General features: G+C 69.4%; 26 protein-coding genes, 2 tRNA genes and 1 pseudogene. 13 read left to right on the top strand and 16 right to left on the bottom strand.

Annotated features, from left to right (window positions below):
• Nucleotides 1-80 precede the first annotated feature (80 nt).
• Both HT134_RS27880 and HT134_RS27875 read right to left on the bottom strand, forming a co-directional pair.
• Nucleotides 81-153, bottom strand: a tRNA-Glu gene (locus HT134_RS27880).
• Nucleotides 154-1,713 (bottom strand): metallophosphoesterase family protein, encoded by a 1,560-nt coding sequence (locus HT134_RS27875; protein WP_217708414.1) that lies wholly within the window; start codon nucleotides 1,711-1,713, stop codon nucleotides 154-156.
• Between the two features lie 33 nt (nucleotides 1,714-1,746).
• Between HT134_RS27875 and HT134_RS27870 the strand changes: the two genes are divergently transcribed.
• Together HT134_RS27870 and HT134_RS27865 are read left to right on the top strand one after the other, a co-directional pair.
• Nucleotides 1,747-2,097, top strand: a complete 351-nt coding sequence (locus tag HT134_RS27870) for a metallopeptidase family protein (protein WP_217708413.1) — start codon at nucleotides 1,747-1,749, stop codon at nucleotides 2,095-2,097.
• A 110-nt stretch (nucleotides 2,098-2,207) separates the two neighbouring features.
• Entirely contained in the window at nucleotides 2,208-3,491 is a 1,284-nt protein-coding gene (locus HT134_RS27865) for an MFS transporter (protein ID WP_312888483.1), read from the top strand.
• Here HT134_RS27865 and HT134_RS27860 read toward each other — a convergent pair whose 3' ends face one another.
• Nucleotides 3,492-3,797 (bottom strand): PspC domain-containing protein, encoded by a 306-nt coding sequence (locus HT134_RS27860; RefSeq protein WP_175603407.1) that lies wholly within the window; start codon nucleotides 3,795-3,797, stop codon nucleotides 3,492-3,494.
• Between the two features lie 104 nt (nucleotides 3,798-3,901).
• On the opposite strand from HT134_RS27860, the gene HT134_RS27855 reads away from it, so the two are divergent.
• Together HT134_RS27855 and HT134_RS27850 are read left to right on the top strand one after the other, a co-directional pair.
• Nucleotides 3,902-5,056 (top strand): acyl-CoA dehydrogenase family protein, encoded by a 1,155-nt coding sequence (locus tag HT134_RS27855; protein ID WP_175603406.1) that lies wholly within the window; start codon nucleotides 3,902-3,904, stop codon nucleotides 5,054-5,056.
• 50 nt (nucleotides 5,057-5,106) lie between these two features.
• The gene (locus HT134_RS27850; RefSeq protein ID WP_246365650.1) at nucleotides 5,107-5,547 is read left to right on the top strand and encodes a YbaB/EbfC family nucleoid-associated protein; all 441 of its coding nucleotides are present in this window, start codon (nucleotides 5,107-5,109) and stop codon (nucleotides 5,545-5,547) included.
• An 86-nt stretch (nucleotides 5,548-5,633) separates the two neighbouring features.
• Here HT134_RS27850 and HT134_RS27845 read toward each other — a convergent pair whose 3' ends face one another.
• Together HT134_RS27845 and HT134_RS27840 are read right to left on the bottom strand one after the other, a co-directional pair.
• The gene (locus HT134_RS27845; protein WP_175603404.1) at nucleotides 5,634-6,524 is read right to left on the bottom strand and encodes a hypothetical protein; all 891 of its coding nucleotides are present in this window, start codon (nucleotides 6,522-6,524) and stop codon (nucleotides 5,634-5,636) included.
• A gap of 11 nt (nucleotides 6,525-6,535) precedes the next feature.
• Nucleotides 6,536-6,922 carry a hypothetical protein gene (locus HT134_RS27840; protein WP_175603403.1) on the bottom strand — a complete coding sequence of 129 codons (387 nt, stop codon included), beginning with the start codon at nucleotides 6,920-6,922 and terminating at the stop codon, nucleotides 6,536-6,538.
• A gap of 285 nt (nucleotides 6,923-7,207) precedes the next feature.
• Here HT134_RS27840 and HT134_RS27835 point away from each other — a divergent pair.
• Nucleotides 7,208-7,283 (top strand) — tRNA-Lys (locus HT134_RS27835).
• 230 nt (nucleotides 7,284-7,513) lie between these two features.
• Here the strand turns inward: HT134_RS27835 and HT134_RS27830 are convergent.
• The 6 genes and pseudogenes from HT134_RS27830 to HT134_RS27805 form a co-directional block, all read right to left on the bottom strand.
• Nucleotides 7,514-7,849 (bottom strand): tyrosine-type recombinase/integrase, encoded by a 336-nt coding sequence (locus HT134_RS27830; protein WP_175603402.1) that lies wholly within the window; start codon nucleotides 7,847-7,849, stop codon nucleotides 7,514-7,516.
• Between the two features lie 20 nt (nucleotides 7,850-7,869).
• Nucleotides 7,870-7,995 (bottom strand): helix-turn-helix domain-containing protein, encoded by a 126-nt coding sequence (locus tag HT134_RS27825; protein WP_217708412.1) that lies wholly within the window; start codon nucleotides 7,993-7,995, stop codon nucleotides 7,870-7,872.
• Nucleotides 7,992-8,771: pseudogene (locus tag HT134_RS27820) on the bottom strand (replication initiator). The gene HT134_RS27825 and the pseudogene HT134_RS27820 overlap by 4 nt, the downstream one beginning before the upstream one ends.
• A gap of 15 nt (nucleotides 8,772-8,786) precedes the next feature.
• Nucleotides 8,787-9,134, bottom strand: a complete 348-nt coding sequence (locus tag HT134_RS27815) for a GRAM domain-containing protein (RefSeq protein WP_175603401.1) — start codon at nucleotides 9,132-9,134, stop codon at nucleotides 8,787-8,789.
• Between the two features lie 880 nt (nucleotides 9,135-10,014).
• Complete coding sequence (locus HT134_RS47775; protein WP_175603400.1) at nucleotides 10,015-10,332, bottom strand: tyrosine-type recombinase/integrase; 318 nt, start codon at nucleotides 10,330-10,332, stop codon at nucleotides 10,015-10,017.
• A gap of 508 nt (nucleotides 10,333-10,840) precedes the next feature.
• On the bottom strand, nucleotides 10,841-11,230 hold the full coding sequence (locus tag HT134_RS27805) for a hypothetical protein (protein WP_175603399.1): 390 nt from the start codon (nucleotides 11,228-11,230) through the stop codon (nucleotides 10,841-10,843).
• A 702-nt stretch (nucleotides 11,231-11,932) separates the two neighbouring features.
• On the opposite strand from HT134_RS27805, the gene HT134_RS27800 reads away from it, so the two are divergent.
• Complete coding sequence (locus HT134_RS27800) at nucleotides 11,933-12,208, top strand: hypothetical protein (protein ID WP_246365537.1); 276 nt, start codon at nucleotides 11,933-11,935, stop codon at nucleotides 12,206-12,208.
• Nucleotides 12,209-12,278: 70 nt separating this feature from the next.
• Here HT134_RS27800 and HT134_RS27795 read toward each other — a convergent pair whose 3' ends face one another.
• Nucleotides 12,279-12,587, bottom strand: coding sequence for a hypothetical protein (locus tag HT134_RS27795; RefSeq protein ID WP_175603398.1), 309 nt, complete (start codon nucleotides 12,585-12,587; stop codon nucleotides 12,279-12,281).
• Nucleotides 12,588-12,613: 26 nt separating this feature from the next.
• On the opposite strand from HT134_RS27795, the gene HT134_RS27790 reads away from it, so the two are divergent.
• On the top strand, nucleotides 12,614-12,808 hold the full coding sequence (locus HT134_RS27790) for a hypothetical protein (RefSeq protein WP_175603397.1): 195 nt from the start codon (nucleotides 12,614-12,616) through the stop codon (nucleotides 12,806-12,808).
• 13 nt (nucleotides 12,809-12,821) lie between these two features.
• Here the strand turns inward: HT134_RS27790 and HT134_RS27785 are convergent, their stop codons facing one another.
• Complete coding sequence (locus tag HT134_RS27785) at nucleotides 12,822-13,853, bottom strand: tetratricopeptide repeat protein (RefSeq protein ID WP_217708411.1); 1,032 nt, start codon at nucleotides 13,851-13,853, stop codon at nucleotides 12,822-12,824.
• Nucleotides 13,854-13,952: 99 nt separating this feature from the next.
• Between HT134_RS27785 and HT134_RS27780 the strand changes: the two genes are divergently transcribed.
• From HT134_RS27780 to HT134_RS27770, 3 genes are read left to right on the top strand one after another with little or no spacing between them, the layout of a single operon-like run.
• Entirely contained in the window at nucleotides 13,953-15,173 is a 1,221-nt protein-coding gene (locus tag HT134_RS27780) for an MFS transporter (protein WP_175603395.1), read from the top strand.
• Nucleotides 15,167-16,912 carry a tetratricopeptide repeat protein gene (locus HT134_RS47770; RefSeq protein ID WP_175603394.1) on the top strand — a complete coding sequence of 582 codons (1,746 nt, stop codon included), beginning with the start codon at nucleotides 15,167-15,169 and terminating at the stop codon, nucleotides 16,910-16,912. The genes HT134_RS27780 and HT134_RS47770 overlap by 7 nt, the downstream gene beginning before the upstream one ends.
• 34 nt (nucleotides 16,913-16,946) lie before the next feature.
• Nucleotides 16,947-18,917 carry a CehA/McbA family metallohydrolase gene (locus HT134_RS27770; RefSeq protein WP_312888480.1) on the top strand — a complete coding sequence of 657 codons (1,971 nt, stop codon included), beginning with the start codon at nucleotides 16,947-16,949 and terminating at the stop codon, nucleotides 18,915-18,917.
• Nucleotides 18,918-18,955: 38 nt separating this feature from the next.
• Here HT134_RS27770 and HT134_RS27765 read toward each other — a convergent pair whose 3' ends face one another.
• Both HT134_RS27765 and HT134_RS27760 read right to left on the bottom strand, forming a co-directional pair.
• Complete coding sequence (locus HT134_RS27765; protein ID WP_175603392.1) at nucleotides 18,956-19,522, bottom strand: hypothetical protein; 567 nt, start codon at nucleotides 19,520-19,522, stop codon at nucleotides 18,956-18,958.
• Nucleotides 19,523-19,598: 76 nt separating this feature from the next.
• Nucleotides 19,599-19,961: a hypothetical protein gene (locus HT134_RS27760; protein WP_175603391.1), complete on the bottom strand. Its 363-nt coding sequence runs from the start codon at nucleotides 19,959-19,961 to the stop codon at nucleotides 19,599-19,601.
• A 616-nt stretch (nucleotides 19,962-20,577) separates the two neighbouring features.
• Here HT134_RS27760 and HT134_RS27755 point away from each other — a divergent pair.
• Together HT134_RS27755 and HT134_RS27750 are read left to right on the top strand one after the other, a co-directional pair.
• The gene (locus HT134_RS27755) at nucleotides 20,578-20,943 is read left to right on the top strand and encodes a hypothetical protein (protein ID WP_175603390.1); all 366 of its coding nucleotides are present in this window, start codon (nucleotides 20,578-20,580) and stop codon (nucleotides 20,941-20,943) included.
• 97 nt (nucleotides 20,944-21,040) lie between these two features.
• Nucleotides 21,041-21,586, top strand: coding sequence for a DUF6461 domain-containing protein (locus HT134_RS27750; RefSeq protein WP_175603389.1), 546 nt, complete (start codon nucleotides 21,041-21,043; stop codon nucleotides 21,584-21,586).
• 12 nt (nucleotides 21,587-21,598) lie between these two features.
• Here HT134_RS27750 and HT134_RS27745 read toward each other — a convergent pair whose 3' ends face one another.
• Nucleotides 21,599-22,168, bottom strand: a complete 570-nt coding sequence (locus HT134_RS27745) for a hypothetical protein (RefSeq protein ID WP_175603388.1) — start codon at nucleotides 22,166-22,168, stop codon at nucleotides 21,599-21,601.
• A 311-nt stretch (nucleotides 22,169-22,479) separates the two neighbouring features.
• Between HT134_RS27745 and HT134_RS27740 the strand changes: the two genes are divergently transcribed.
• A complete protein-coding gene (locus tag HT134_RS27740) occupies nucleotides 22,480-23,946 on the top strand; it encodes a sialidase family protein (RefSeq protein ID WP_175603387.1) in 1,467 nt (488 codons plus the stop codon).
• Nucleotides 23,947-23,956 lie beyond the last annotated feature (10 nt).

Here is a 23,956-nt window from a genome sequence, read left to right as displayed (position 1 = left end):
GCCTTGCGACTCGCTTAGCTTACCAGTTCTTCGGAGGTCTTCGACCTGCCGTTTTCCCGGTAGCGCCAGGCGCTTCGCGGTGCCCCCAACGGGATTCGAACCCGTGCCGCCGCCTTGAAAGGGCGGTGTCCTAGGCCGCTAGACGATGGGGGCTCAGGTTTCCCTGTCGCCTTCCGTCGGAGACCTCTGAAGCATAGGGGACGATTGCCCCTGATGCCAAAGTGGCGGGCCGGCGGCCGGCGTTCGCGTGCCGCTCACGGTTCCCGATGGCGTCGGGGCGTTCGTCGGCGCTGGGGAAATCATACGTCCCGGGTTCTCCTCCACGTGACGCTGGATGTACACCGATTGCTCCCCCAGCCCGCCGAGGGTGATGTCGTCCCAGGCCCGCAGGCGTTTCGTCTCCCGGTCGAAGTACAGGACGGACGCCTGCACGGGCGTCGGCTCGGCGTGTTCGAGGGCGCGCAGGCCGGCGCCGCCGGTGGAGCCCTGGACGAGGACGCGCGTGCCCGTGGGCAGCATGGTGGTCGACCGGGCGTGCGCGTGCCCGGCGAGGACCATGGGCGTGGCGCCGGAGAAGCCGCGGCCGATGATGCCGTCGTGGACCGCCACCAGGTCCGGCTTGCCCACCTTGGCGAGGTGGTCGCGCCCCCATTGCTCCAGCTTGGCGGGGTCGGAGTCGACCGCCACCGACTTGTCCGGGGTGAAGCGCGGGTCGCCCAGGCCGTAGATGGTCAGGCCGCCCACGCTCTGCGACCTGTCGTCCAAAACGACGGCGTTCTTCTGCTTCGCGACGGCCTTCTGGGTGGTCATGGAGTCGTGGTTGCCGCGGATGTAGACGTACGGGACGCCGAGCCGGCCGATCTCCTCCACGAACTTGTTCTCGGGCTTGGTGCCGTGGTCGGAGATGTCGCCCGTGTCGATGATCATGTCCACGGCGAACTGGTCCTTCAGGGACCGGATCACGTTCCACGCGATCGGGTTGAGGTGGATGTCCGAGACGTGGAGCACCCGGATCGAGCGCGGGTCACCGTCGTACAGCGGCAGCGTCGAGACCGTGTCGTACAGCTTCGAGACGTTCGTCACGAGCTTGGTGAGCTGCGACCGGTACGACTCGAACTTCGTCACGATCGACTCCGCGCTGCCCACCAGCGACGGCGCGGCGGCGATCAGCCCGGAGTAGCGCGGCTCGACCAGCGAGTTCGGCCGGAACGTGTACGCCGCCAGCGCCCCCGTGCCGGCCAGCCCCACCGAGGCGGCCAGCAGGCCGAGCAGCGCGACCTTGGGCCGCCTGAACACCAGCACCCCCGCCACCAGCGCGCCCGCCCCCGCGCACAGCAGCGAGCGGATCACCAGGGCGCGCACGCCGTCGAGCAGGTCGCGCTCGATGATGCCGGGCAGCCGGTCGGCCAGGCGCGGGTCCTCGATGAGGGCCTTGGCGCGCTCCTGGTCGATGTTCTCCAGGGTGATGCGCAGCCGCAGCGGCGCGTCGTGGGTGTGGAAGGCGAGCGTGCCCAGCGGGCTCGCGTCGACGACGGTCTCGCCGCGCCAGGCCGGGCGCAGCGACATCCCGGTCTCCACGGGGCCCACCTGGGCCCGTACGGTGCCGCTGAGGAAGATGCCGAGCCAGGCGCCGACGGCCGCGACGACGAGCACGGCCGCGATCCGCGACGCTCTGGACGTGAGGACGGTCCGGAGGATGCGAGCGACGTTCATACGGTTACGTGCCTACCCGCCTCGCGCGGCAGAATGGCATCTGTGATCGAGGTTACGCGGGAGAAGTTCGAGGAGCTCGTCTCCGAGGCGCTGGACACGATCCCTCCCGAGCTGACCCGCGTCATGAGCAACGTCGTCGTCACGGTGGTGGACGATCCGCCCGAACCCAACCTTCTGGGCCTGTACACCGGAATTCCCCTTACCGAACGTGGCGACTGGTACTCAGCGGTTCTTCCCGACCGCATCGAGATCTACCGCAATGCGATCTGCCGGGTCTGCGACACCGAGGAGCAGGTCGTACGGGAGGTGCGGATCACGGTGGTGCACGAGGTGGGGCACCACTTCGGCATCGACGACGCGCGCCTGCACGAACTGGGCTGGTGACCCCGAGGGCGCCGGTTGCCCTCTTCTGCTTGCGGTACGTGGCCTGATCAGGCACCTTAGGTGACGTACTGAATACTCAGAGTCAGGCACAGCGGAGTCCAATGGGGGCCATGCGGACGCGACGGCTGCCGGGACGGCATCGCCGTGCTGAAGATCACCAAGCCACCTACGGCGAGGTCCTCGCCATCGGCGAGTTCCGGGCCCTCTGGTACGGCCAGGGCCTGTCCCTCCTCGGCGACCAGCTCGCCCAGGTGGCCCTCGCCGTCCTCGTCTACGACCGCACCGGCTCGCCGCTCGCCACCGCCGCCGTCTACGCGCTGACCTACCTGCCGTCGATCGCCGGCGGCCCGCTGCTGGCCGGGCTGGCCGACCGGTTCGCCCGCCGGGGCGTCATGCTGGCCTGCGACCTGGTGCGCGCGGTCCTGGTGGCCGTCATGGCGCTGCCGGGCATGCCGTTCCCGGTGCTGTGCGCCCTGGTGTTCCTGGTGGTGCTGCTCGGCGCGCCGTTCTCGGCCGCGCGGGCGGCGTTGCTGCCGGAGGTGCTGGAGGGCGACCGGTACGTCGTCGGCACGGCGCTGCAGAACATGACGAACCAGGCGGTCCAGATGCTCGGCTTCGCCGCGGGCGGCGCGGTGATCGCCACGCTGGGCCCGTACCGCGCGCTGGCGCTCGACGCGGCCACGTTCCTCGGCTCGGCGCTGATCCTGGTCTCGGGGGTGCGGCGGCGGCCGTCGGCGGCGCCCGAGGGCCAGCGGCCGTCCATGTGGGCGATGACGAGGGAGGGCGCGCGGCTGGTCTTCGGCGACAAGGGGCTGCGCACGCTGGTGATGTTCGCCTGGCTGTGCGGGTTCTACGTGCTGCCGGAGGGGCTGGCCGCGCCGTACGCGGCGACTCTGGCCACCGACACGCTGCCCGCCCCGGTGGTCACCGGGCTGCTGATGGCGGCGATGCCGACGGGCACGGTGCTGGGGGCGTTCCTGTTCAGCAGGTTCGTCTCGCCGTCGCGGCGGTTGCGGCTGATGGGCTGGATGGCGGTGCTGAGCTGCCTGCCGCTGGCGGTCAGCGCGCTGCGGCCGCCGCTGGTCGTGGTGCTGGCGGCCTGGGTCCTGTCGGGGGTGGGCGGGGCCTACCAGCTCGCGGCCAACGCCGCGTTCGTGCAGCGGGTGCCCGCCGAGCGGCGCGGGCAGGCGTTCGGGCTGGCGCAGTCGGGGCTGATGGCCGCACAGGGCGCCGGGATCCTCGTGGGCGGCCTGGCCGCCGAGAGACTCGGCCCGGAGCTCGTGGTGGCGCTGTCCGGCGTCATGGGCGTGACGTGCGCGGCCGCGCTGGCCATGCTCTGGACCGAGTCCCGGACTGACGGCCCCCGCCGGGTCCGCGCCTCGGCGCCCACCTGATCACTGCTGGGGCTTCTGCTCGTCGTCCCAGGAGGCGGGCCTGTCGGTGCCGGTCTGCCAGGTGGACTTGGCCTGCTGCTTGGCCAGCATGTCCTGGACGATCGAGGTGTCCCTGCCCTGCTCCGGCATGAGCAGCCAGCCGATCGCGTACAGGCCGACCCCCACCCCGCCGAAGAGCGTCGCCACCGCGAGCGCGATGCGGACCAGGTTGGCGTCGACGCCGAGGTACTCCCCGACGCCCGAGCAGACGCCCGCGATGATCCTGCCGTCGTGAGTCCTGCGCAACTGCTTGATGTTGTCGTTCATGTCTCAAGAGTGCCCCCGCGGCCCTCTTTGGCACATCGGGAATCACCCTGTAGAAACCCTGGTAGCCCCTTACGTGTAGGCGCTTGTGCGGGGAGAGGATCGCGATGGACGACCTGCTGCGCGTGGACGACCGGCTCAACGGTGATCAGCGGCTGATCCGCGACACGGTGGCCGCGTTCGTGTCCGACCGCGTCCTGCCGCACGTGGCCGACTGGTTCGAGGAGGGCGTGTTCCCGGCCCGCGAGCTGGCCCCCGAGCTGGGCTCGCTCGGGCTGCTCGGCATGCACCTGGAGGGGTACGGCTGCGCCGGCACCGACGCCGTGTCGTACGGCGTGGCCTGCCGCGAGCTGGAGGCCGGCGACTCGGGGCTGCGCTCGTTCGTGTCGGTGCAGGGCTCGCTGGCCATGTTCCCGATCTGGCGCTACGGCTCCGACGAGCAGAAGGAGGAGTGGCTGCCGCGGATGGCGGCCGGCGAGGCGATCGGCTGCTTCGGCCTGACCGAGCCCGACCACGGCTCCGACCCGGCCGGCATGCGCACCTACGCCAAGCGCGACGGGTCCGACTGGATCCTCAACGGCTCCAAGATGTGGATCACCAACGGCTCGGTCGCGGACGTCGCCGTCGTGTGGGCGCAGACCGACGAGGGCATCCGCGGCTTCGTCGTGCCGACCTCCACGCCGGGCTTCTCCGCCCCTGAGATCCACCGCAAGCTGTCCCTGAGGGCCTCGGTGACGTCCTCTCTGTACTTCGACGACGTCCGCCTGCCGGGCTCGGCCGTACTGCCCGGGGTGACGGGTCTGAAGGGCCCGCTGTCGTGCCTGTCGGAGGCGCGCTTCGGCATCCTGTGGGGAGTGGTGGGAGCGGCGCGCGCGTGCCTGGAGGCCGCGGTGGAGTACGCGAAGACGCGCGTGCAGTTCGGCAAGCCGATCGCGTCGTTCCAGCTCACGCAGGAGAAGCTCGCGTGGATGTACGTGGGCATGGCGCAGGCGTCGCTGACCGCCTTCCACCTGGGCGAGCTCAAGGACGCCGGGCGTCTGGAGCCGAAGCAGGTCAGCTTCGGCAAGCTGGCGAACGTGCGCGCGGCCCTGGACATCGCCCGGGAGGCGCGCTCGGTCCTGGGCGGCAACGGGATCACCCTGGAGTATCCGGTCATCCGGCACATGAACAACCTGGAGAGCGTGCTCACGTACGAGGGCACGCAGGAGGTGCACCTGCTGACGCTGGGCAAGGCCCTCACGGGGCTCGACGCGTTCCGGTGAGCACGCGGTTATGGTGATCTTCCATCCGGACGGAGGAGATCACGTTGACGATGCCCGGCGGCGGACACACCGGCGACGCGAACATGGACCGGTTACTGACCGACTTCGGCAGGCTGGCCTCGCAGTTCGAGCGGATGCAGGAGCAGCTCGCCGAACTGCGCGGACAAGGAGAGGCGGCGAACGGCAACGTACGGGTGGAGGTGGCGCCGGGAGGCGCGCTGCTCGGCGTGAAGATCGACCCGCGGGCCATGCGCCTCGACTCGGAGGAGCTGAGCGAGGCCATCATGGACGCGTTCACGCGGGCCGCCGAGGACGCCGCCCGGCGGATGAGCGACATCGTGGAGCCGCTCACCGACCGGGTGGAGGTCTTCAACGAGGCGATGCAGGGGCGGATGCCGCGCCTGGAACCGGGGATGGGCGTGGCATCCGACCCCGGGGTGGCGGAGGCGTTGCGCAGCCTGCAGGAGCTGCGCGCCAAGTACCGCCTCTGAGGCTCGCGGGACGGCTTCTGAGGCTCGCGGGTCGGCTTCGCGGGCTCAGCTGCAGGTTCGCGGGCTCGGACGCCGGCTTCGGAGGGTCAGATGTAAGACCAGCCCTCGCTTCCGGACTTCTGCACGCTGCGCCGCCTGATGTCGTCGAAGTCCATCTTGCCGTCGTTGCCGTTGCTGTCGAGGTTGGCCTGCGGCCTCGGGAACTGGTTGTCCGCGCTGTGCAGCGCCGAGAGGTTCCCGAGGCTGAAGATCAGGGCGGCCATGATGCCGGTCACCGCGTTGACGGTCGTACCCATGAGCAGCATCGCGTGGGTGTCCTTGGTGGCCGTGGCGGTGCTCTGCATCCTGGCCCCCGTCGTGACCATCTGGTGCGCCGCCTTGGTCATGGCCACCTTGACCGCGAGAGTGGCCGGGTTTCCGGCGACCATGGCGGAGGCACGCGCGGCCAGGCTTGCCCCCGCCTGGGAGATCTGCTTGCCGACCAGCTGGAACAGCTCCGACAGGATGATCAGGCCCAGCAGGACGTCCACCATGATGCCGGCGTTGTTCACGATCTTGTGAATGTCCGACTGGGCGTTCTGCACGGCGGCCGCCATCTGCATGGCGGCCGTCTCGAACTGCTGGATCTCCTGGTAGACGACGGCGGCGAACTCGTCGAAGGCCTTGCGGTCCTCCCCCTCCGGCCAGGCGTCCTTGATCGCCTGGAGCTTGCCGTCCCACTCCCTGGTCCGCAGGTGCATGAGCTTGAGGTTGACGGTACGCCAGTCGTTCCACACCTTGGTGATCTGCTCGTCGTCCCACGGCTGAGCCATGATCCAGATGGCCGCCGCACCCGCCGCGGGCCGAGCCAGCTTCCCGGCCAGGTCGATACGGGCCATGGTGCTCGCCCAGGACGGACCGATCTTGCCCAGGGTCTTCATCACCGCGAGGCCACCGACCTCGTAGAGGGCGGTGGTGAACACTTCGTCGCCAGCCATGGATCAACTCCCTAGTCGGTGAGCCCCTGGTTCTTCTTCCGCGCCTCCGCGAGGTCGGCGTCGTCCTGCCGCAGCCGCGACCGCAGGTCGGTGACTTTGTCGATCTGGCCGGCCGCCTCGGCGGCGTCCAGATCGACCTTGCGGTAGTGCACGACCACGCTGAGCAGCCCCGCGAACGTGCCGTTGAGGCAGTCGACGAAGTCGCCGGCCTGTTTGACCTGGTACTCGCGGGCGGGACCGTAATCACGGGCCACGGTGAGCGCTCCGATCGCCCCCCACTGGTAGGGGGACAAGGTGGTGCCCTCGGCGAGGACCTTGACGTCCTCGGCGATGGGAAGGAGCGTCTCGACGAAGTCGCGTGCTGCTGTCTTCAGTGCTTCCGTCTTGACATCGACCATTCAGCCCTGCCTCTCGACTGCGACGCACGAGAACTTTGTGAAGAATGTGAACACCGAGTAAACCAGGACCAACTAGGACATATCAATCCTCTTGATCTTGATGTCTCAGTCGTGATCCACTTGATGGCCCGCCCGCGCGACCTGCCCCGCCCGCGGCGACCGTAACCGGGGCGCGGCTTCCCGCAAGCCTCCGCCCGACCCGGGGCGGGGCGCCGATCCGCTACTGTGATGAGGCGAGAACGGCGTCGCGTACCGGACGGTAGTCTCTGTACCCTTGCTGTGCATGGGGCGTTAGCTCAATTGGCAGAGCTGCGGACTTTTAATCCGTAGGTTCCGGGTTCGAGCCCCGGGCGCCCTACCAGCTCAAACGCCTCTCCTCGATCTTGTCTGGCGAGGTCGTACAGCCAGCTTTTACAGCCAAGAGGGCCGGAACCCATTTTCTGGGAGTCCGGCCCTTCGTGGTTTTGAGGCTCATCCAAAGAGCCGCTTCGCGACCGCGTCGACGGCCGCTCGTCTGATGTCGGGGAGCACATGGGCGTACGCGTTCATGGTCAAGGCGATCTGACTGTGGCCGAGCGTCTTCATAACCGTTCACGGCGAGGCGCCGCAGGCCAGGAGGTAGGACGCGCAGGCGTGGCGGAGATCGTGCAGCCGCAACCAGTCGAGGCCGGCCTCGGCCCTTGCCGTGCGCCAGCGCGTGCTGAGATTCCCGGGTTCCAGCGGGGTGCCGATCGACGTCGAGAAGACCAGCCCGTGATCCTTCCACCGCTCCCCCGCCGCCAGTTGTTCGGCGGCTTGGGCACGCCTGTGCTTGCGGAGCGCCGCGAGCGTCGGCTCCGGGACGGGGACGGTACGACGGGAGCGGTCAGTCTTGGGATCGACGAGCAGCAGGCTCCCGTCCGCCCTCTGGAGCGTCTGCCGGACCATGAGGTGGCCGTTGCCGAAATCTATGGGCGCGCACGGCCGATCTTGACCGAGGCCAAAGCACCCGAGGCCATGATCTCGTAGATCTTGGTCCGGCCTACGCCGAGCGCCCGAGCGGCTTCGACGGGCGTGAGCAGGAGCCTCGTCATGCCGCCCTCCCCGCGATTGCCGAAGGATCTTGTCCGTCTGTTTGGGCTTGGAGTTGTGCCATGTGGGTTCGCCAGCGTTGACGGTCGGCGACTGAGCGGAGGAGACGCATCGCGAGGGGTGGCACGTTGGCGTCTCCCGCCGGGACGGGGTTCCAGACGCAGCGGTGCGGGTCGGTCGCCTCGCTCGTCTGGCCGAGGGCTTCCAGGACCCAGGTGCGGCGGTCCTGCTTGTGGTCGGCGAGGGTCTTGTTGGACCACTTGCGGGAGACCAGGACACGGCGTCCGGCGTAGCCGAGGTGGTCGGGCTTGTGGGCCTTGCCATGGCAGCGGCCCGGAGCCATTCCGGGTTTGGCGTTCTTGGGCTGGATGCCCTAGTGCAGCCAGTTGGCGCAGGTGGGTGAGCACGGCTCGGTGCGCAGGGCCTCGATGAGGCGGGCGGCGTGCTCGCGCCGGGCCGGGTTGTCGGCGGTGGCTTCGAGGGGGTCGGCCAGGCTCTTGGTCAGGTACTTGGTGAGGTAGCCCAGCCACTTGCCGGCCGCCGGTGTGCCGGCGAGCACGCCTTGGATGTTGTGCTGCTGGCCGAAGCGGACCACGTGCAGGGGTTCGGCGTCCGGGTCGGCGTCGAGCCGGTCTAGAGCCTGGTCCCAGGTGGGCAGCACTTCGCCGGTGGCTGGGTCAAGCGGCCACGCCGCCGCACAGTCCGCGCCCCAGGTGCCCGGATGACCGGTGTTCCAACGTACTGAGCCCCGGAACTGGCAGCGGTGCCGCTCAGCCACGACATGCAAAGGGCATCATTCTTTCGCCTTCGCGATTGCACTCATCCATTCCCGACGGCGGTGCACGACGAACTTAATTCGTTCATCGCTCCGTAACGCAATTTCCATGCCATTCGGCACGATGACGAGTGTGTTGACTGGTGCCGTCGAGAGGATCTCCTCCAGGGGCCACGCCCAGACGCCCGCCTGAAAGTTCATAGAGTGCGAACGGAATACCAGCCATTTACTGGTCAACCAGAGACGACCACCCACAGCCTCTCGTCCACGCCACAGGTTTGCGCCGCCTTTGCGAAGCAATACCTCGCCGGGCGTAACGATAATATCCGTACCCTGGAACACCTCGAATAGTTCCCGTTCATCCATGACGGGTCGCTTCTCCTAGCTGTCTAAGAGGTCCTCCATCGATGCCCGCTCGGCTCCCTCACCTCGACCTCGATCGCGCAGTTCAGCGACCCAGCCTCTCTCACCTCTCAATAAGGGAGGCACTAGAAGGCGAGGTCGATTGAAAGCGTTCACGCTCGCATGCAGTAGTGCCGCAGGCAGGGTGAGAGCGAATACGATCCACCCAGTCGCCTCCATCCATGCGATCTTGAAGGCAACTCCCGCCACCAGAACTAACAGGCCTCCTGTAAAACAGTTGCACGACAGCACGTGAGGGAGGAAGCTCCGTGGGCGAACATCCATTCGCAATACGTTCATATCCGGCATCCATCGAGATCGGAGAATGCCGGTACGCCATAGATGAGGCAAGCGGGGAAGATCCCAAGCCGCCACCAGCCACATAGCCAGGAACACCAAAAAAGGCCATCCCTTGCCCCAGTCCAAGCTAGTTCCCCAATTCATCCTCCGCGTCGATTTACATGAAAACGAAGAGTTGGCGAATCAAGTTCCCGAAGCCGCGTAGATCAATCATGCTTCTCTCGGACGAGAGGTCCCGCGCGTCACCCATGCCCACTGGCCTCAGTGATGCATGTCCTCCGCCGTGCCCGTTACGTGCCCGTTCCTACAGCGGTCAGCGGGGAGTCACGGGAACTCAGGGCCACTCGACCAGCGTATGACCAGATCAGCGTTCCCCCTGCTCAGACGCCATGATCTTGAAAGACTTCCCAAGCTGAGCGTGCTTTGACCGTACAACCACGAGTACAGCCAAGAGGATGAACGAGGGCGGAACTCAGCGAACGTCCCCGCGGACTCCCCTCTTGGCGATCGGGAAATCCGCCCAGGGTTGCAATATGGGTTGCAATCAGATCTCCCAGAGCGCACGACCAATGCGTGTCGCCGCCTCCGTGGCGAGCGTTTCCGTGATGTGGGTGTAGCGCTTCGTCGTGGTCAGCTGGGAGTGGCCGAGTACGGCTTGAACCACACGGATGTCCACACCCTGTTCAAGGAGCAGGGTCGCAGCAGTGTGGCGGGCATCGTGAACGCGAGCGTCCTTGTCGATGTCGGCTTCCTTGAGGGTCTCCTTTCCATTCGTCCCAGTCGTCGCCCGCGTCGATGGGGCTTCCGTCCGGCATGCACCAGACGAGATCCCAGTCCTGCCACCTCTCCCCCGCGGCTTCACGTTCGGCCTGCTGCGCTTCCCGGTGCAGCTTGAGAAGAGCGATCAGCGGGGGCGGAAGGGCGATCGTGTGCTTGCCGCAGTCCGGCGGGCAGAATTTCGGGCACTCGCCATGATGCTTGGCGCAGTCCGTACGGCACGCGGTCAGGCACACGTGCCGCCGGCCGGAGGTGCGCTTGGCCTTCGAGCAGTCCTTCGCGCATGGGCACCGGTGGAGGCGTTCGCCGTAGGCGTGCCGGTCATGCGGCGGCGCGGCGCATCGCCGTACCCCGGCCCTCGGGACACCGGGCCGGGCAGCGCACACCGCCCCCGCCGTACCGACCGAACGCACCGGGCGGGGTTGCCACGCCGCCGCACAGATGCAGCCAACGATCGCCACGGCATGGCCGGTCGCCGTAGACAGTTGGAGGCGATCGGTGGTCCAGGGCTTCGTTCCTCAGCCCTGGACCACCGGATGACGTGGAACTCTCCACATTCCAAGGGGTGCCTGCGGAGGGTGTGGGGTTGGTGGTCAGGCGTCGGGGTCGACTTCGGGGTGCGTGAACCGCACGGGTTTGCCCAGCGACCGGGCGTAGGCGATTTCGGCTCGGGTGCTGTCTCCGATGTAGTCGCCGACCACGAGCACCTCATCAGCGAGCCGGATCTTCGCCCGGTGCAGATCGTCGAGTCGAACCTTCAGCGCCTCGGCCTCGACAGGATCGGACCAAAGTTCGTGCGGCGACTTCATGTCGCAACCCGGCTTGACGACGATCTTTCCGGCTCTGGTCTCCCGCAGATCGGCCTCGGTCATCTCGGTCATGAAACGGGTGGAGCCGCAGATCACGACGATACGCGGGAGGCCCAACAGCTTCTTCGCGTCGGCGAGCTTCTCCTCGGGGCTGAGCGGTTGCGGGCATGGCACTGGTTTCCTCCTGGCGGTGTGGTCCAAGGGGTGCCTGCGGAGACGAGAACGAGGGTGTCCAAGATCGTCCTATGGCGAACGACGTGGACACCCTCGCGACAGCACGCGCTCTCTGAGGTCCGGCGACCTCTTCATCGACGACGAGCCGGATGTCCGGCTCTTCGGCACCAAGGCGGTGGAGAACCTCCGGGCCGACTCCCGAGTCTTGTGCAAAGACGCGGGCGACCTCGACCACCTCGCGATTCGCGGGTGAAATAGGCCTCGCGAACGTGAAAGGAGATCATGCCGCTCCCGCCGATCCTGCGGCCGTTGGACTCGGCCCGTTCCCGGATGCCGGGAGTGCCGGGAGGACGGACGAGGCGCGCCATGCGCATCGAGCGAAACGAGGAGTCCGACATGTTGGGCAATCTACTCATGATCGCAAACTCGTCTGAGAGCAGCGAGGCGCCGTCAGGGTTGCGGGTCGGGATGCAATACGAGGTCATGCGGAGCCGTTGCGGGTAGACCGCGCACGGCTTCTGACCTGCACTGAACGATCTGGAACGGCTTGAACTGGATCTTTTGCTCCGTAGGTTCCAAGTTCGAGCCCCCCGATACGACGGAGGACCCCGAGACGTCTCGGGGTCTTCACACGGAGCATCACGTCCACGGCATGCCCGGCGTTCGGCACGGGAACCCGATCTGGCGACCGCCTGGCCGGCGATGATCGAGGAAGACGGCTACTCTGAAGCGATGGACGCGACGGATGTCAGCGGGCACTTATGGCGGGAGGGCAGGTCGGATGGCTATTCGATCGAGCGCGACCGCGATGCATTGGCCAGGCTGATCGCATCTGACGCCGATCCGTTCGAGCTCGAGCTGTACGAGTGGGCGTCCGACCCTCAGGCACGGTTCCTGGACAGGGCACGGCGCTCCCGCCTCGGCCAGTACCGACGCCGGCTGCGCCGATCCCAAGAGCGCGCCAAGCGTGGTCGGTGACAGCGAGGCTGTGCGACATACGTGCAATGATCTTGCCGGCCGCAGGGGCCGGCAGCTTGCCGGCTGCTTGTCAGTGGCCGCGATCGGCCAGCTTCTCAAGCACCTCCGACCAGTCCTCCATCACGTCACATGACGGCCAGGACGGATTCGTCTCCCTACGCCAGGTGAGATGAACGATCGCCCAGCTCTGCCGATCAAGCAACTTGAACAGCACGTCATCACACGCTTCGCAGCGAGCTACGGCCTCGACTCGCTGTCCCGCCAGGGGATGCTCATTGCTGCCGCACTCATGCGCCAGCTCACTTCCCAGCATCCGAGCTCGCTCTGGATCCCTGAGGTGGTACCAGCTGCCAGGCAGATCATCGGTCTCGTAGGACACTCGGCCATCCTGGCAGGAGCACACAAATGAAGCGGGCGGCGGCCGGTGGCCGGCGCCCGCCATTGTCAGCCGACTACCTGGTGGGGTCGGCGTGCTTCGGGGTGGCGGCGCCGGTGAGCCGGACCGTTCCGGGTAAATGGATGACGATTCTCTTCATTGCGAAGTCGGCCTTTCTCGTCGGCATGAATGCATCGGCGATCGCCTTCACGAGAATCCGTTAGATCTTCATATCTGTCAAGATCCGGATATTTTCTGGCAGCGGGTGATGCCTTCGGCCGCACGTGCCCCCTCATGCTTGCTGCCGGCCGCCTGGGCCAGTTCGTGTGCCGCGCGAAAGGCGGCGAGGGCCGCCTCCGGCGCGTTCCTGCCGTCGAGCAGCACCGTGCCGAGCCGGTTGAGCGCCTCGATCTGCCCCAGCCGGTCCCCCGTCGCCTCGAACAGCTCAAGCGCCTGCTCCAGCAGCTTGACGCCGCCCTCGGGGTCGCCATCGAGGTACGCCACGAAGCCCAGCTCGCGCAGCGCGTCGGCCTCGCCCACCGGGTAGGGCAGCTCCCGCGCCACCTCCATCGCCTCCTGGGCGCTTGACCGGGCGGCCACGAGGTCGCCGGTGCGGTACTGGACGACGGTCAGGCACGTGAGCGCGTTCACCGAGCCCATCCTGCTCCCCAGCTCACGGTAGACGGACAGCGCCTCGGTCAGCGTCCCGTAGGCGCCGTCGAGGTCTCCGGTGAGCTGCTGCACGACACCCAGGTTCTTGAGGGCGTTGGCGGTGCCGAGCCGGTCGCCGAGTTCGGTGAAGAGCACGAGCGCGGCGCCGAGATGTTCCTGCGCGGGCGGGAAGTCGCCGCTCAGGTAGTGGGCGAAGCCCAGGTTCTTGGCCGCCCGGGCCATGCCGGGCCGGTCTCGTTCACGCTCGAAGAGCGCACGGGCGGCGGCGAAGGACTCCAGTGCGCCGGCGCAGTCCCCGGTGAGATGGCGGACCGTGCCCAGGCTGTCGAGTGCCCGTGCCTCACCGAGACGATCGCCCAGTGAGCGGTACAGCGCTATCGCCCGGCTCAGATGTGCCGCCGCCGCGGATGAGGCGCCCATCGCGTATTGCACCTGCGACAACTCCACCAGCGCGTCGGCTTCTCCACGGGGATCACGCGCCTCTTTATACAAGGTGAGAGCCGTTGTCAATGCCATTTCCGCGAAACGGAATTCTCCTGCTTTCCTGTGCTCGATTCCGCGGTCCACATATGTACGAGTCGGTGGCACCATGGACATTCTATCCCCTGCCGGAGATAATCCCTAAACTAAATGATCCGGACAGGAGAAGGGCGGCTGATGTCCCGAGCCAGTTCCCTCTGGCGTAATCGCGACTTCATGCTGCTATGGGCGGGCCAGTCGGTCAGCATGACGGGCACCGAGCTGACGGCGGTGGCGTTGCCGTTCGCCGCCTTGACCGTGCTGGGCGCCTCGCCCCTGCAGATCAGCCTGCTGACGGCCTGCGGCTTCCTGCCCCATCTCGTGGCCTCGTTGCCCGTAGGCGCCCTGGTCGACCGGCATCGCCGCCGCCCTTTGATGATCTGGTGCAACGTGTGCCAGGCCGTCGTGCTCGGCTCGGTCCCGCTGGCCGCCCTGCTGGACGGGCTCGGCTTCGTCCAGCTGTACGCGGTGGCCGTGGTCGCGGCCCTGCTCTCGGTCGTGTTCGACACCGCGTACCAGAGCTACCTGCCCACGTTGCTGCGCGGCGAGCAACTCGTCGAGGGGCACGGCAAGCTCAGCGTGTCGATGTCGTTCGCCACCGTCGCCGGGCAGAGCGGCGCCGGCGCGTTGATCACAGCGATCGGGGCGGCGCGGGCCGTCACGGTGGACGCGGTCTCCTACCTGGTCAGCGCGACGACCTTGGCGCTGGTCAGAGCCGAGGAGCCGGCGCCCGCTCCCCGGCCGGCCGGGGCCAGGCTCCGCACCGAGATCCTGGAGGGTCTGCGCTACGTGTTCGGCGACCCGCTGATGCGGCCGGTGGTCCTCGCCAACGCGCTGGTCTCCGCGGCGATCGGAGGCGTGTGGTCGCTGTGGATCGTCTACGTCTACGACGAGCTGCACTGGACGGCCGCGCAGACGGGGATCTGCATGGCCGTCAGCGCCGCCGGCGGCATCGTCGGCGGGCTGCTCACCCGGCGTCTCACCCAGCGGTGGGGACTGCCGAGGCTCATGCTGTTCGGCGTCGTCGGGTACGCCCTCGACCTCGTGCCCACGCTGCTGGCCGGTCCGGGCACGGCCGGATACGTGCTGGTCACGGTCGGGCACTGCCTGGCCATCGCCGTCCAGATGACCTACGTCGCCGCCAACCGGAGCTTCCGCCAGCTGATCTGCCCGCCCGAGCTGATGGGCCGGATGAACGCGACCTCCCGCTGGCTCGCCCTGGGCTCCAAGCCGCTCTTCGCCGTCCTGTTCGGCCTGCTCACCACCTGGATCGGTCTGTGGGCGACGCTGGCGCTCGGCGCGCTGACGTTCGCCCTCCCGACCGCGGTCATGCTCGCCTCACCCCTCCGCACGCTGCGCGGGGTCCCGTCCCGCACTCTCCAGGAGAAATCGTGTTAGAACTCACCGTCGACGCGCACAGGCGCCACGGCCCGTTCACGATCGCCGCCGCGCTCGCGCACGCGACCGTGCCCATGGTGGCCGCTCCGGAGCTCCACGACCTGGAGCTGCGGGCGGTCGCGCCGGACCTCGACATCCCGGTACGGCGCACGTCGGTCGCCGACCAGCTGGCCAGGTCCGAACGCATCCTGATCCCCGGCCCCCGCCACACGCTGCGCCTGGCCAACGGGCTGGTGGAGTACCTGCGCCCGCTCCTGCCCATCAGGCTCACGGTCGCCAACCTGGCCCAGGCGGACCCCACCGACCACGAGTTCCTGGAGGTCGTCCGGCGTCGCCTCGCGCTGGACGTCATCGACTCCGGCGAGGCTCCGGAGCCCGAGCTGACCTCGGAGGAGCACGATTCGCGGGCGTCCGAGCTCGAAGCGTCAGGGCTGATCCGGCCGCGCTTCGGCGAGCTCGCCCACCACCGGGAACGGGGCAGCGATCCCGAGCTGGCGGCCAAGGCGCTGTGGGAGGCGATGGGCCACTGCCTCATGGCCGGCTTCCACCACGCCGCGGCCGATCTCGGCGAGCGCGCCCTCGCGCTGGCCGGCCCCGACGACTGGTGGCGGATCGCGTACGGCGTGGCCCTGGCCTGCTCCTCCATCGACCGCGAGGACGACGCCCGCAAGCTGCTCGACGAGGCGCGGCGGCGCGGCGTCGGGCCGAAGGAACGCGCCACGTCCGCCTACCTGACGGCGATGCTCCTGGTCCGCCATCACGATCCGGCGCGGCGCGACCCGGAGGAGGCGATGGCATGGATCAACGAGGCGATCACCATCACCTCGCTGCTGCCCGACCGGCGCGAGCGCGCCTTCCACCTCAGCTTCGACCTCAACGGCGCGGCGCTGGTGCAGGTACGGCGGGGGCGGCACGGCGCCGCCCGTGACCTGGTGGAGCAGGCCATCGACCTGGCCGAGCGCGACCTGGCCGAGGGCGAGCACCCGATCCACCGGCTGGTGTTGCGGGCAAACCGCGCGACGCTGCTGGCCATGGCGGGCGAGCCCGAGCAGGCGCTGCCCGACCTCGACGCCGCCATCGCCGCCGACCCGGGCTATCCCGACTACTACATCGATCGGGGGAACGCGCTGCACCAGCTTGGACGGCACGACGAGGCGGTCGCCGACTACGAGACCGCCATGGAGGTCGGCCTGCCGATGCCCGAGCCGTACTACAACCGGGCCGAGATCCGGTTCGCGCGCGGCGACCTCCAGGGAGCGCTGGCCGACCAGTCCTACGTGCTGGAACTCGACCCCGAGTTCGTGCCGGCCTACGTGAACCGGTCCGGGATCTGGGCGGCTCTCGGCGAGCACGCCAAGGCCAGGGCGGACGCGCTCCGCGGCCTGGAGCTGGAGCCGCGCAACGCGTACCTGCTGGCGGCCCTGGGGCAGGCGGAGGCCGCGCTGGGGCGTCACGACGCGGCGCGGACGGCGTTCCGCACCTCGCTGGACCTGGATCCGGAGGCGGCGACCACGTGGGCCAGCCGGGCAGTCCTGGCGTACGAGACGGGCGACCTGGACGGAGCGGTCGCGGACCTGACGCGCGCCATCCAGCTGGAGGAGAGCCCCGCCTTCCTGTTCAACCGGGCCGTGGCCCTGCGGGACCTGGGCGAGAAGGAGAGCGCGCGCTCGGATCTGGAGCGCGCGGCGCGGCTGGATCCGGAGGACGAGGACATCCGCTCCCTGCTTTCCGCGCTCTGATGGAGGGTCTTTCCGCGCTCTGATGGAGGGTTCCGTGGACGACTACCGCCGGCTGCTCGACCGCCACGGGGTGACGTGGGGCGAGAAGCTGATCCCCTACGTCGGGGAGGTGCGCACGAGCGCATACCTCATGAACGGTCACGACTACTGGAGCGCCTGCTTCCGCCAGCTCGGCGGGGCGCGCCGCGACATGGACGCGCGGATGGGCGAGCTCGACCTGGACCGCGTGGTACGGGACGCGCTGGGTGGCGATGTCCTGGACAACCTGGCGGCTCTGCGCCTCACTCCCGAAGGCTGCCGGTTGGAGGCCAGGACGCTGGCCGTACTCGACGAAACGCCGCTTTCGACCACGCTGCTGCTGGACTCCGGGATGCCGGAGGAGGTCACCGTGACGGTCGACGGCGTCGCGCACGTCGTCCCACCCGGAGGCGCCAAGCTGGTGGCGATCACCAGCGCCAGCACGGTGGTCGCCGGAGAGCCGATCGACCTCGGCGCGCTGACCCGGCGGGCCCGCGCGGCCCGGGTGCGGCTGCGTGCCGGGTTCCCGTGCAGGTGGAGCGTCACCAGCGGGGACGGGCAGGGATGGTATCCGCGGGGTGCCGTCCGCGCTCTGGACGCCCGGCTGCGACCGTACTTCCACGGCGACGACCTGGAGCTCGACGTTCCCGCGGAGCGACTCACGGTGTCCGTGACGCGCGGCATGGAGTACGGCTCGGCCACGGTGGACGTGGAGCCCGCGCCGGGTGAGGAGCTGACCGTCGAGCTGACGCCGGAACGCCTCTACGACGCGGCCGCCCGCGGCTGGTACGGCGGCGACCTGCACGTCCACCTCAACTGGATGGGCGACGAACCGGCGACTCCCGAGCGGGCCGCCGCCGCGCAGATCGGCGAGGACCTGCACGTGCTGAACCTGGTCGCGGGCAACGTGGCCGGTGAGCGGGTCTACGACCGGGAGCTGCTGGAGGAGTGGGTCGGCCGGGACCTGCCGTGGTCGGACGAGAGCCACGTCGCCAGGTTCGGCGTGGAGTACCGCAATGACCTGCTCGGACACTTCTCCGCCTTCGGCCTCACCGGCATGCCCACGCGCTTCCACAGCGGCTTCGGTGACAGCCCGGACACGCATCCCAACAGCGCTCCGCTGGCCGAACTGCGCGGCCTCGGCGCGGTCACCGGCTACGGCCACCCGTTCCACACCGATCTGAGCGACACCGACCCGCCGGACAGGGCCGTCGCCGCCGGACGCAACTGCTCGGCCAGGGAGATCGTGGTGGACGCGGCGCTCGGCCTGATCGACAGCCTGGACGTGCTCAACCACTCCTCCATCCAGGCGACCGCTGTGGTCTATCGCCGGCTCATCGGGGCGGGCAACCGGCTCGCGGTGACCGCCGGCACCGACGCGGTCCTGTCCATCTCACGGCGCGGCACCGCGTCGAGCCCGCCCGGCTGGGAGCGGGTGTACGCCTGGGTCGACGGGCCGCTGACCGCGGCCTCCTTCGCCGAAGCCGTACGGCGCGGCCGGACGTTCGCCACCACGGGCCCCTGGCTGGAGCTCGACGTCGATGGTCACCGGCCGGGCGACACGATGCGGCCGGCCGAGGGCGACACCGTCACGATCACCGCGCGCACCGTCGGCCCCGAGGTCGAGTGGCTCCAGCTCAGGACCGCCGACGGCGTGATCGCGGAGGGCGGGCCCGGCCTGCTCACCGCCGAGCTCACCGTGCGCGAACCGACGTACGTGGTGGCCGTGGCGGGAGGCGGGCCGCATCCCCGGTCGATGCACCCGGGGGGCGCCTACGCGCACACCAGCCCGGTCTACATCGGAGATCACGTGGCCAGGCGGGCCGACGTCGAGTGGTGCCTGCGCTGGCTGGACCTCCTGGAGCCGCTGCTGGACGCGGACGGCACGTTCGCCTCGGCCGCGCAGCGCGCCGCCCACCGGGAGCTGCACGATCAGGCTCGCCAGGTGTACCGGGCCAGGTTGCGCGAAGGCCGGGCCATCGCGTAATGCGGTGGCCCGCCCCTCGGGGCTTCAAGTCGAGGCGGTCAGCGGCCGGGAGTCACCGTCGCGCCCGGCAGTGACTCCCGCTGCGCCTCCCGCGTGCCGACGACGACGTTGAGTCCTCCGTTGAAGACCTGCGCGACCGCGTGACCGGAGACGGAAGGCTTCGAGGTCTCCCCCTCGACCCTGATCAGCATCCTGGTGGGGGTGCAGAACAGGCCGACCTTGCCCTCGTTGGAACTGCCCACCTCCGGTTCCTCCGGTCCGGAGAACCCGTCTTCCCGTGCGGGGTCACCGGCATCGGACCTCGTCAGGTCGGCGTAGATGCTCCAGCCCGGACCGGTCAGACCGCACAGGCCCGAGGAGTTGATCCAGGCGGTCAGGTCGACGGAGCCGACCCTGATCTGCGCCAGCGTCCGCTCCGCCTGCTCGGGCAGTTCACGTTGACCGGTACGCACGGTGAGCGCCTCCAGTCCGGCCAGCGGCCATCGCGCCGGGTCCTTGAGCAACGGGTCCTTGACCGACGGGCCCTCGGCCGGCCCGGAGCACCCGCCAAGGGCTGACACCACCACGAACGCGGCCACAGCCGACGTCAGACGCTTGATCACCATGGTTCCCATCGAAGCAGCCGGCAACGACGAGTGGCGACTGCCGGCACCGGGCCGTTCCGTAGGTGGCAAGGGGTGATCACCACTTGGTCCACTCTTCGGTCTCGAAGCACTTGTGCAGCCACCACGAGAGCTTCGCCGGGCCGGTCCAGCCCACGTAGGGTCCGTGCCCTGACAGGCACCGCATCTTCTTGACGGTCGGCAGTTCCCACTTGCCGTGCGTGCAGGCCGGGACCAGCCTCTTGACGATCCGCTTGCCACACAGCCACCTGACGCTGGGGCGGGGCCCGGCCGTGACGGCCTGGGCGGCGGCGGGAACGGCCGCGGTCATGGCGGTCGTGGTGGCGGGGGCGGCCATGGCCGCGCTCGGCGACGTGCCCGCCAGAACGAGCGTGAACGCGCTCGCCGCAACCGCGCTCCCCAGCTTCGCTGCCATCTTCATCCTGCTGTCCTTCCTCGTTGTGTCTGTCGCGGTGTGAGAAAGGTAGGCAGGCGGACGTTGAGCCTCTGTTGAGGGCGTGTTGAGCGGGCGGTGGAAGCCCCCACGGCCGCAGGCCAACCTGACGATCCTGGTCTCCGCGGCCCTGCTCAAGAAGCCCGCCGACCGCCCGACCGCCCAGGACATCCCGGGCCATTTCAGCGCGTCCATCCCGTTGCCCGCCGCTCCCGAGAGTGAGAGCGAGAGCGAGGCGGGCGGGAGCGCCGAACGAGTCGGCCTGACACAGCCACGCCGGCTCCCGTCCCCCGCGATCCCTCCGGCGCAACCAGCGGGCGTCGTGGACGAGGGGACGGACCCGGCGGCGGGTGGACGCGGCCGGAGCCTCAGCGGGCGCGGAAGTGGGTGGCCGGGGCGGCCGTCGTGGTCGTCGCGGCGGCCGGGGTGGCGGCGCTCGCGTCACGGGGACAGGGACCCCCGGCCGGCGTCCGGGATCCGGCGGCCAAGGGCACCTCCGGGACGGAGGGCGGGACCTCTCCACCCGCCGCCGCGCGGAACCCCCTGCGGGCCGGGCAGGACGCACCAGCGCGACGCCGCCGACGCCGAGCAAGGGCTCGGCGTCATGTTGCGCCGCGCGGGCCGGCTGGACGAGGCCGCCGACCGGCTGCTGGCCGCCGTGGGTCGCCTGGCCGAGCTCGGGGACCGGCACCGGCAGGCCGACACGCTGCTGGAGCTTTCGGCGGTGCACCTGGCACAGGGGGCGAAGCCGGACGCGCGTGCCGCTGCGGAGCGGGCCAGGGGCATCGCCGTACGGCTCGGCGACCGGCTGCTCGACGCACAAGCCCTGCTGGTTCTGGCGAGGGTCAGCCGGGCGGAGGGCGCGGCCGTACGCTCGCGGGAGCTGGCCCGGGCGGCGCTGGAGATCTTCGAGGAGACCGGCGACCGCCAGGGCGGCGCGAACGCCCGTTCCCTGCTGGCGCTGCTCTGAACGGCCCCGTCCTCATCGTGGACGGAGGACACGGCGCCGAGTTGTCAGCCGCCTCCGCCATGATCATCGCGATACGGCTTCCACGGAAGGGGCAGGGATGAGCGGCGCGACGGCGGCGACCTACGCATGGCTCTGCGAGGAGTTCACCGACGGCACCGGCGAGACCTGGCTCTGTGCCTGCTTCGTACGGGACCTGTCCCCGCAGGAAGCGTTGCGGCGGATCGACGTCACCCCAGGCTCCCCGAGCGAGTCGGGGGAGGGCGTCGCGGCCTACGCGGCCGGCGGCGGAACCGTCCTGATCGAGTACGGCTGGGCGAGAACCGTCTACGACAGGGTCGATCTGCTGTCCGTGGGCACCTCCGCGGCCGCGATGTACATGAACATCAAGAACGACGGCTTCACGTACTGCGCCGACGGCCGGCGGATCACCACGTTCAGCCTGTACGCCTATTCCCTCCGGAAAGGGACCGACCCTGACCGGCTCCAGACGGACGTCGAGGACCTCGGCATGGACGTCGACGGCGACCAGCTCGGCTTCCTCGACGACCCCGTCTCCAGCGCTCTGGCCCTCGCCGAACGCGCTACGGGCGTTCACCTGTCTTCCGCCCGTTTCGCCCGTCCGGCCCTGATCGGATCGCTGTGAGGGGTCGTCAGGTCAGGCGGGCGCGCACAACCGGTTGAGCTCCGCGGCGTCCGTGTTGATGTCCGCGATCACCTCGTTGGGGTCGTCGAGGATCATGCCGGTCAGGCGGAAGCTCAGCTCCTGGAACTCGCGGGCCAGCCGGCCGATCTTCGCCCCGACCACTCCTTGAGCGGCGAGGCCCGCGCCCATCAGGTCTTGGTACGCCTGCTGAGCCGCGGCTGCCTGGCTGCTGCGGACGGTCCCGGCGTTCCGGCGGTACGCGGTCAGCGCCGCTGCCGCCTCGTCGCAGCCGCCGGGCCGGATGGGCGGCAGCGGTGTGGCGGAGACCGGAACCGCTCGCGTGGGGCTTGGTGGTGGCGGCGGCGTGCTGGGCTCGGGCGACGGAGTCCGGGTCGGAGTGCGGGTCGGGGTGGGTCGTGCATGCCGGGTGGTGACCGGATCGGGCGACGGTGACTCCGGGGCCGGAGTGGGCACCACCGTGTCGGGCAGAGGCCCGGGCTGGGGCTGTGGACGCGGGACCGGTGGCGCCAGGTAGGCGATCAGCGCGACCACGGCGGCGACCGCACCCGCCAGAGCGCTCACTGCCGTCCAGTCCAGACGCGGGCCTCCTCCCCCGCCTGCCGTCCGCGGCGGCCGCGCTGATCCGCTCTTCGTCATGCCCTCATCGTGGCCGAGTCGCCGAGCCCGGTCCAGAACGCCTCCCGCCGATCTTCTCGAGCCGAACTCGGCCCTGGGGGCGGGGGCGGTGAAGCGGTTCGACGGCCTGAGGCGATGGCCCGGTGAAACGGATCTTGTTGGAGTAGCCTGCCGTTGATCGTTTGCCTGGCTCGCCGGGTACGCCCCGCGCCCCGGCGAGGCGGTGACGCGCCCTCCATCAAAGATGAGGAAAGCTCGTGATCCGACGCTCCAGGGCATCGTTAGCCGTGGCGGCCATCCTGCTGGCTTCCGCCGTCGCGCAGCCCGCATTCGCGGATGATGCCGCATCTCCCACACCCGCCGTCGTACGGCCGGTCTCGGGCTTCAGCCCCCTGCCCGCGGGCTGCGGGCTTCCCCCCGCCGACGGCTACACACTCAACCCCAACACCGAGGTCCTGCCCGCGCTCGCGCGGGACCCGAACCGCCCGTGGCACCTCGTCACGGTGTTCCAGCAGGACCGCTGGAACCGGTACGGCAGCAACGGCGCGGTCACCGCCGTGTCGGAGGACTACGGCCGGACCTGGCAGAGGTCCGAGAACCTGCCCGCCTTCTCCCGCTGCAACGGCGGCACGGCGGCCAACGGCGGGGACTACGACGTCACGACCGACAACTGGATCACCGTCGCACCGACCGGTACCGCGGTGGCCGCGTCGTTCTCGCTGTCCCGCACCGGCGAGGTGACCGCCATTCTGGTGTCCCGGTCCGCCGACGGCGGCTGGACCTGGGACGCGCCGGTCACCCTGCAGCGGGACGACAACCCGCGCTTCTTCAACGACCGCCCCACGGTGACCGCGGACCCCTACCACCCGGGCGTGATCTACGCGGTGTGGGACCGCATCGACAACCAGTCGACCGACACGGAAGAGAACTGGGTACAGCCCATCTATCTGGCGAAGTCGACCGACGACGGACGCACCTGGACCACGAGCAAGGTGTACGACGTACCCACCAACAGCGGCGTCATCGGCACCCAGCTCGTGGCGCTCCCCGACGGGACACTGCTGATCGGCATGCACCACGAGACGGACACCGAGGGCGCCACCCAGGTCATCCGCTCCACCGACGGCGGCCGGACCTGGTCGGCGCCGACACTGAACGTTCCGGCCCCGCTCGCGGTGGGCCCCCGCATCCCGGACCCCGACAACTCGGGCGACCCAGTGCGTAACGCCTCCCTGCCGCTGCTGGCCGCCCAGCCGGGCACCCAGGTGGTGAACGCGGTCTGGCAGAGCCAGGACACCGACGGCACCTTCCACGTGGCCTACTCCCGCTCGACCGACGGCGGGAAGAAGTGGTCCAGCCCGGTCCGCGTGGACCGGACGCCCACCGGCTCCGCCGCCGTACCGGTCGTCGCCGTGTCCCGGACGGGGACCGTGGCGGTCACGTACTACGACTTCCGCAACAACACGCCCGACCCCGCCACCCTGCCCACCGACGTATGGGCCGTGACCTGCGCCAAGGACTGCACGCAGTCCGGGGCGTGGCGCGAGCAGCACATCGAGGGGCCGTTCGACGCGCGGAAGGTTCCGGCGACGAGCGTGGGACGCCTGGTCGGGGACTACACCGGCCTGGTCTCGACCGGCTCGGGCTTCACGGCCGTGTACGGCGTCGCCACCGGCGACGCCGCCAACCCGGTGGACGTGCACAGCGCCGCCTTCTCCGGCTGAGCTCGCGGCC

The sequence above is a fragment of the Nonomuraea rhodomycinica genome (genome assembly GCF_013363995.1).
GTDB classification, from domain to species: domain Bacteria; phylum Actinomycetota; class Actinomycetes; order Streptosporangiales; family Streptosporangiaceae; genus Nonomuraea; species Nonomuraea rhodomycinica.
This window is presented reverse-complemented; position numbering and strand designations above follow the sequence as displayed.

Excerpts from the sequence above, each read along its gene's own strand:
- HT134_RS27875 (WP_217708414.1), bottom strand. The coding sequence starts at position 1,713 with ATGAACGTCGCTCGCATCCTCCGGACCGTCCTCACGTCCAGAGCGTCG.
- HT134_RS27870 (WP_217708413.1), top strand. The coding sequence starts at position 1,747 with ATGGCATCTGTGATCGAGGTTACGCGGGAGAAGTTCGAGGAGCTCGTC.
- HT134_RS27865 (WP_312888483.1), top strand. The coding sequence starts at position 2,208 with ATGCGGACGCGACGGCTGCCGGGACGGCATCGCCGTGCTGAAGATCAC.
- HT134_RS27860 (WP_175603407.1), bottom strand. The coding sequence starts at position 3,797 with ATGAACGACAACATCAAGCAGTTGCGCAGGACTCACGACGGCAGGATC.
- HT134_RS27855 (WP_175603406.1), top strand. The coding sequence starts at position 3,902 with ATGGACGACCTGCTGCGCGTGGACGACCGGCTCAACGGTGATCAGCGG.
- HT134_RS27850 (WP_246365650.1), top strand. The coding sequence starts at position 5,107 with ATGCCCGGCGGCGGACACACCGGCGACGCGAACATGGACCGGTTACTG.
- HT134_RS27845 (WP_175603404.1), bottom strand. The coding sequence starts at position 6,524 with ATGGCTGGCGACGAAGTGTTCACCACCGCCCTCTACGAGGTCGGTGGC.
- HT134_RS27840 (WP_175603403.1), bottom strand. The coding sequence starts at position 6,922 with ATGGTCGATGTCAAGACGGAAGCACTGAAGACAGCAGCACGCGACTTC.
- HT134_RS27830 (WP_175603402.1), bottom strand. The coding sequence starts at position 7,849 with ATGGTCCGGCAGACGCTCCAGAGGGCGGACGGGAGCCTGCTGCTCGTC.
- HT134_RS27825 (WP_217708412.1), bottom strand. The coding sequence starts at position 7,995 with ATGACGAGGCTCCTGCTCACGCCCGTCGAAGCCGCTCGGGCGCTCGGC.
- HT134_RS27815 (WP_175603401.1), bottom strand. The coding sequence starts at position 9,134 with ATGGATGAACGGGAACTATTCGAGGTGTTCCAGGGTACGGATATTATC.
- HT134_RS27800 (WP_246365537.1), top strand. The coding sequence starts at position 11,933 with ATGATCGAGGAAGACGGCTACTCTGAAGCGATGGACGCGACGGATGTC.
- HT134_RS27790 (WP_175603397.1), top strand. The coding sequence starts at position 12,614 with ATGAAGCGGGCGGCGGCCGGTGGCCGGCGCCCGCCATTGTCAGCCGAC.
- HT134_RS27785 (WP_217708411.1), bottom strand. The coding sequence starts at position 13,853 with ATGTCCATGGTGCCACCGACTCGTACATATGTGGACCGCGGAATCGAG.
- HT134_RS27780 (WP_175603395.1), top strand. The coding sequence starts at position 13,953 with ATGCTGCTATGGGCGGGCCAGTCGGTCAGCATGACGGGCACCGAGCTG.
- HT134_RS27765 (WP_175603392.1), bottom strand. The coding sequence starts at position 19,522 with ATGGTGATCAAGCGTCTGACGTCGGCTGTGGCCGCGTTCGTGGTGGTG.
- HT134_RS27760 (WP_175603391.1), bottom strand. The coding sequence starts at position 19,961 with ATGAAGATGGCAGCGAAGCTGGGGAGCGCGGTTGCGGCGAGCGCGTTC.
- HT134_RS27755 (WP_175603390.1), top strand. The coding sequence starts at position 20,578 with ATGTTGCGCCGCGCGGGCCGGCTGGACGAGGCCGCCGACCGGCTGCTG.
- HT134_RS27750 (WP_175603389.1), top strand. The coding sequence starts at position 21,041 with ATGAGCGGCGCGACGGCGGCGACCTACGCATGGCTCTGCGAGGAGTTC.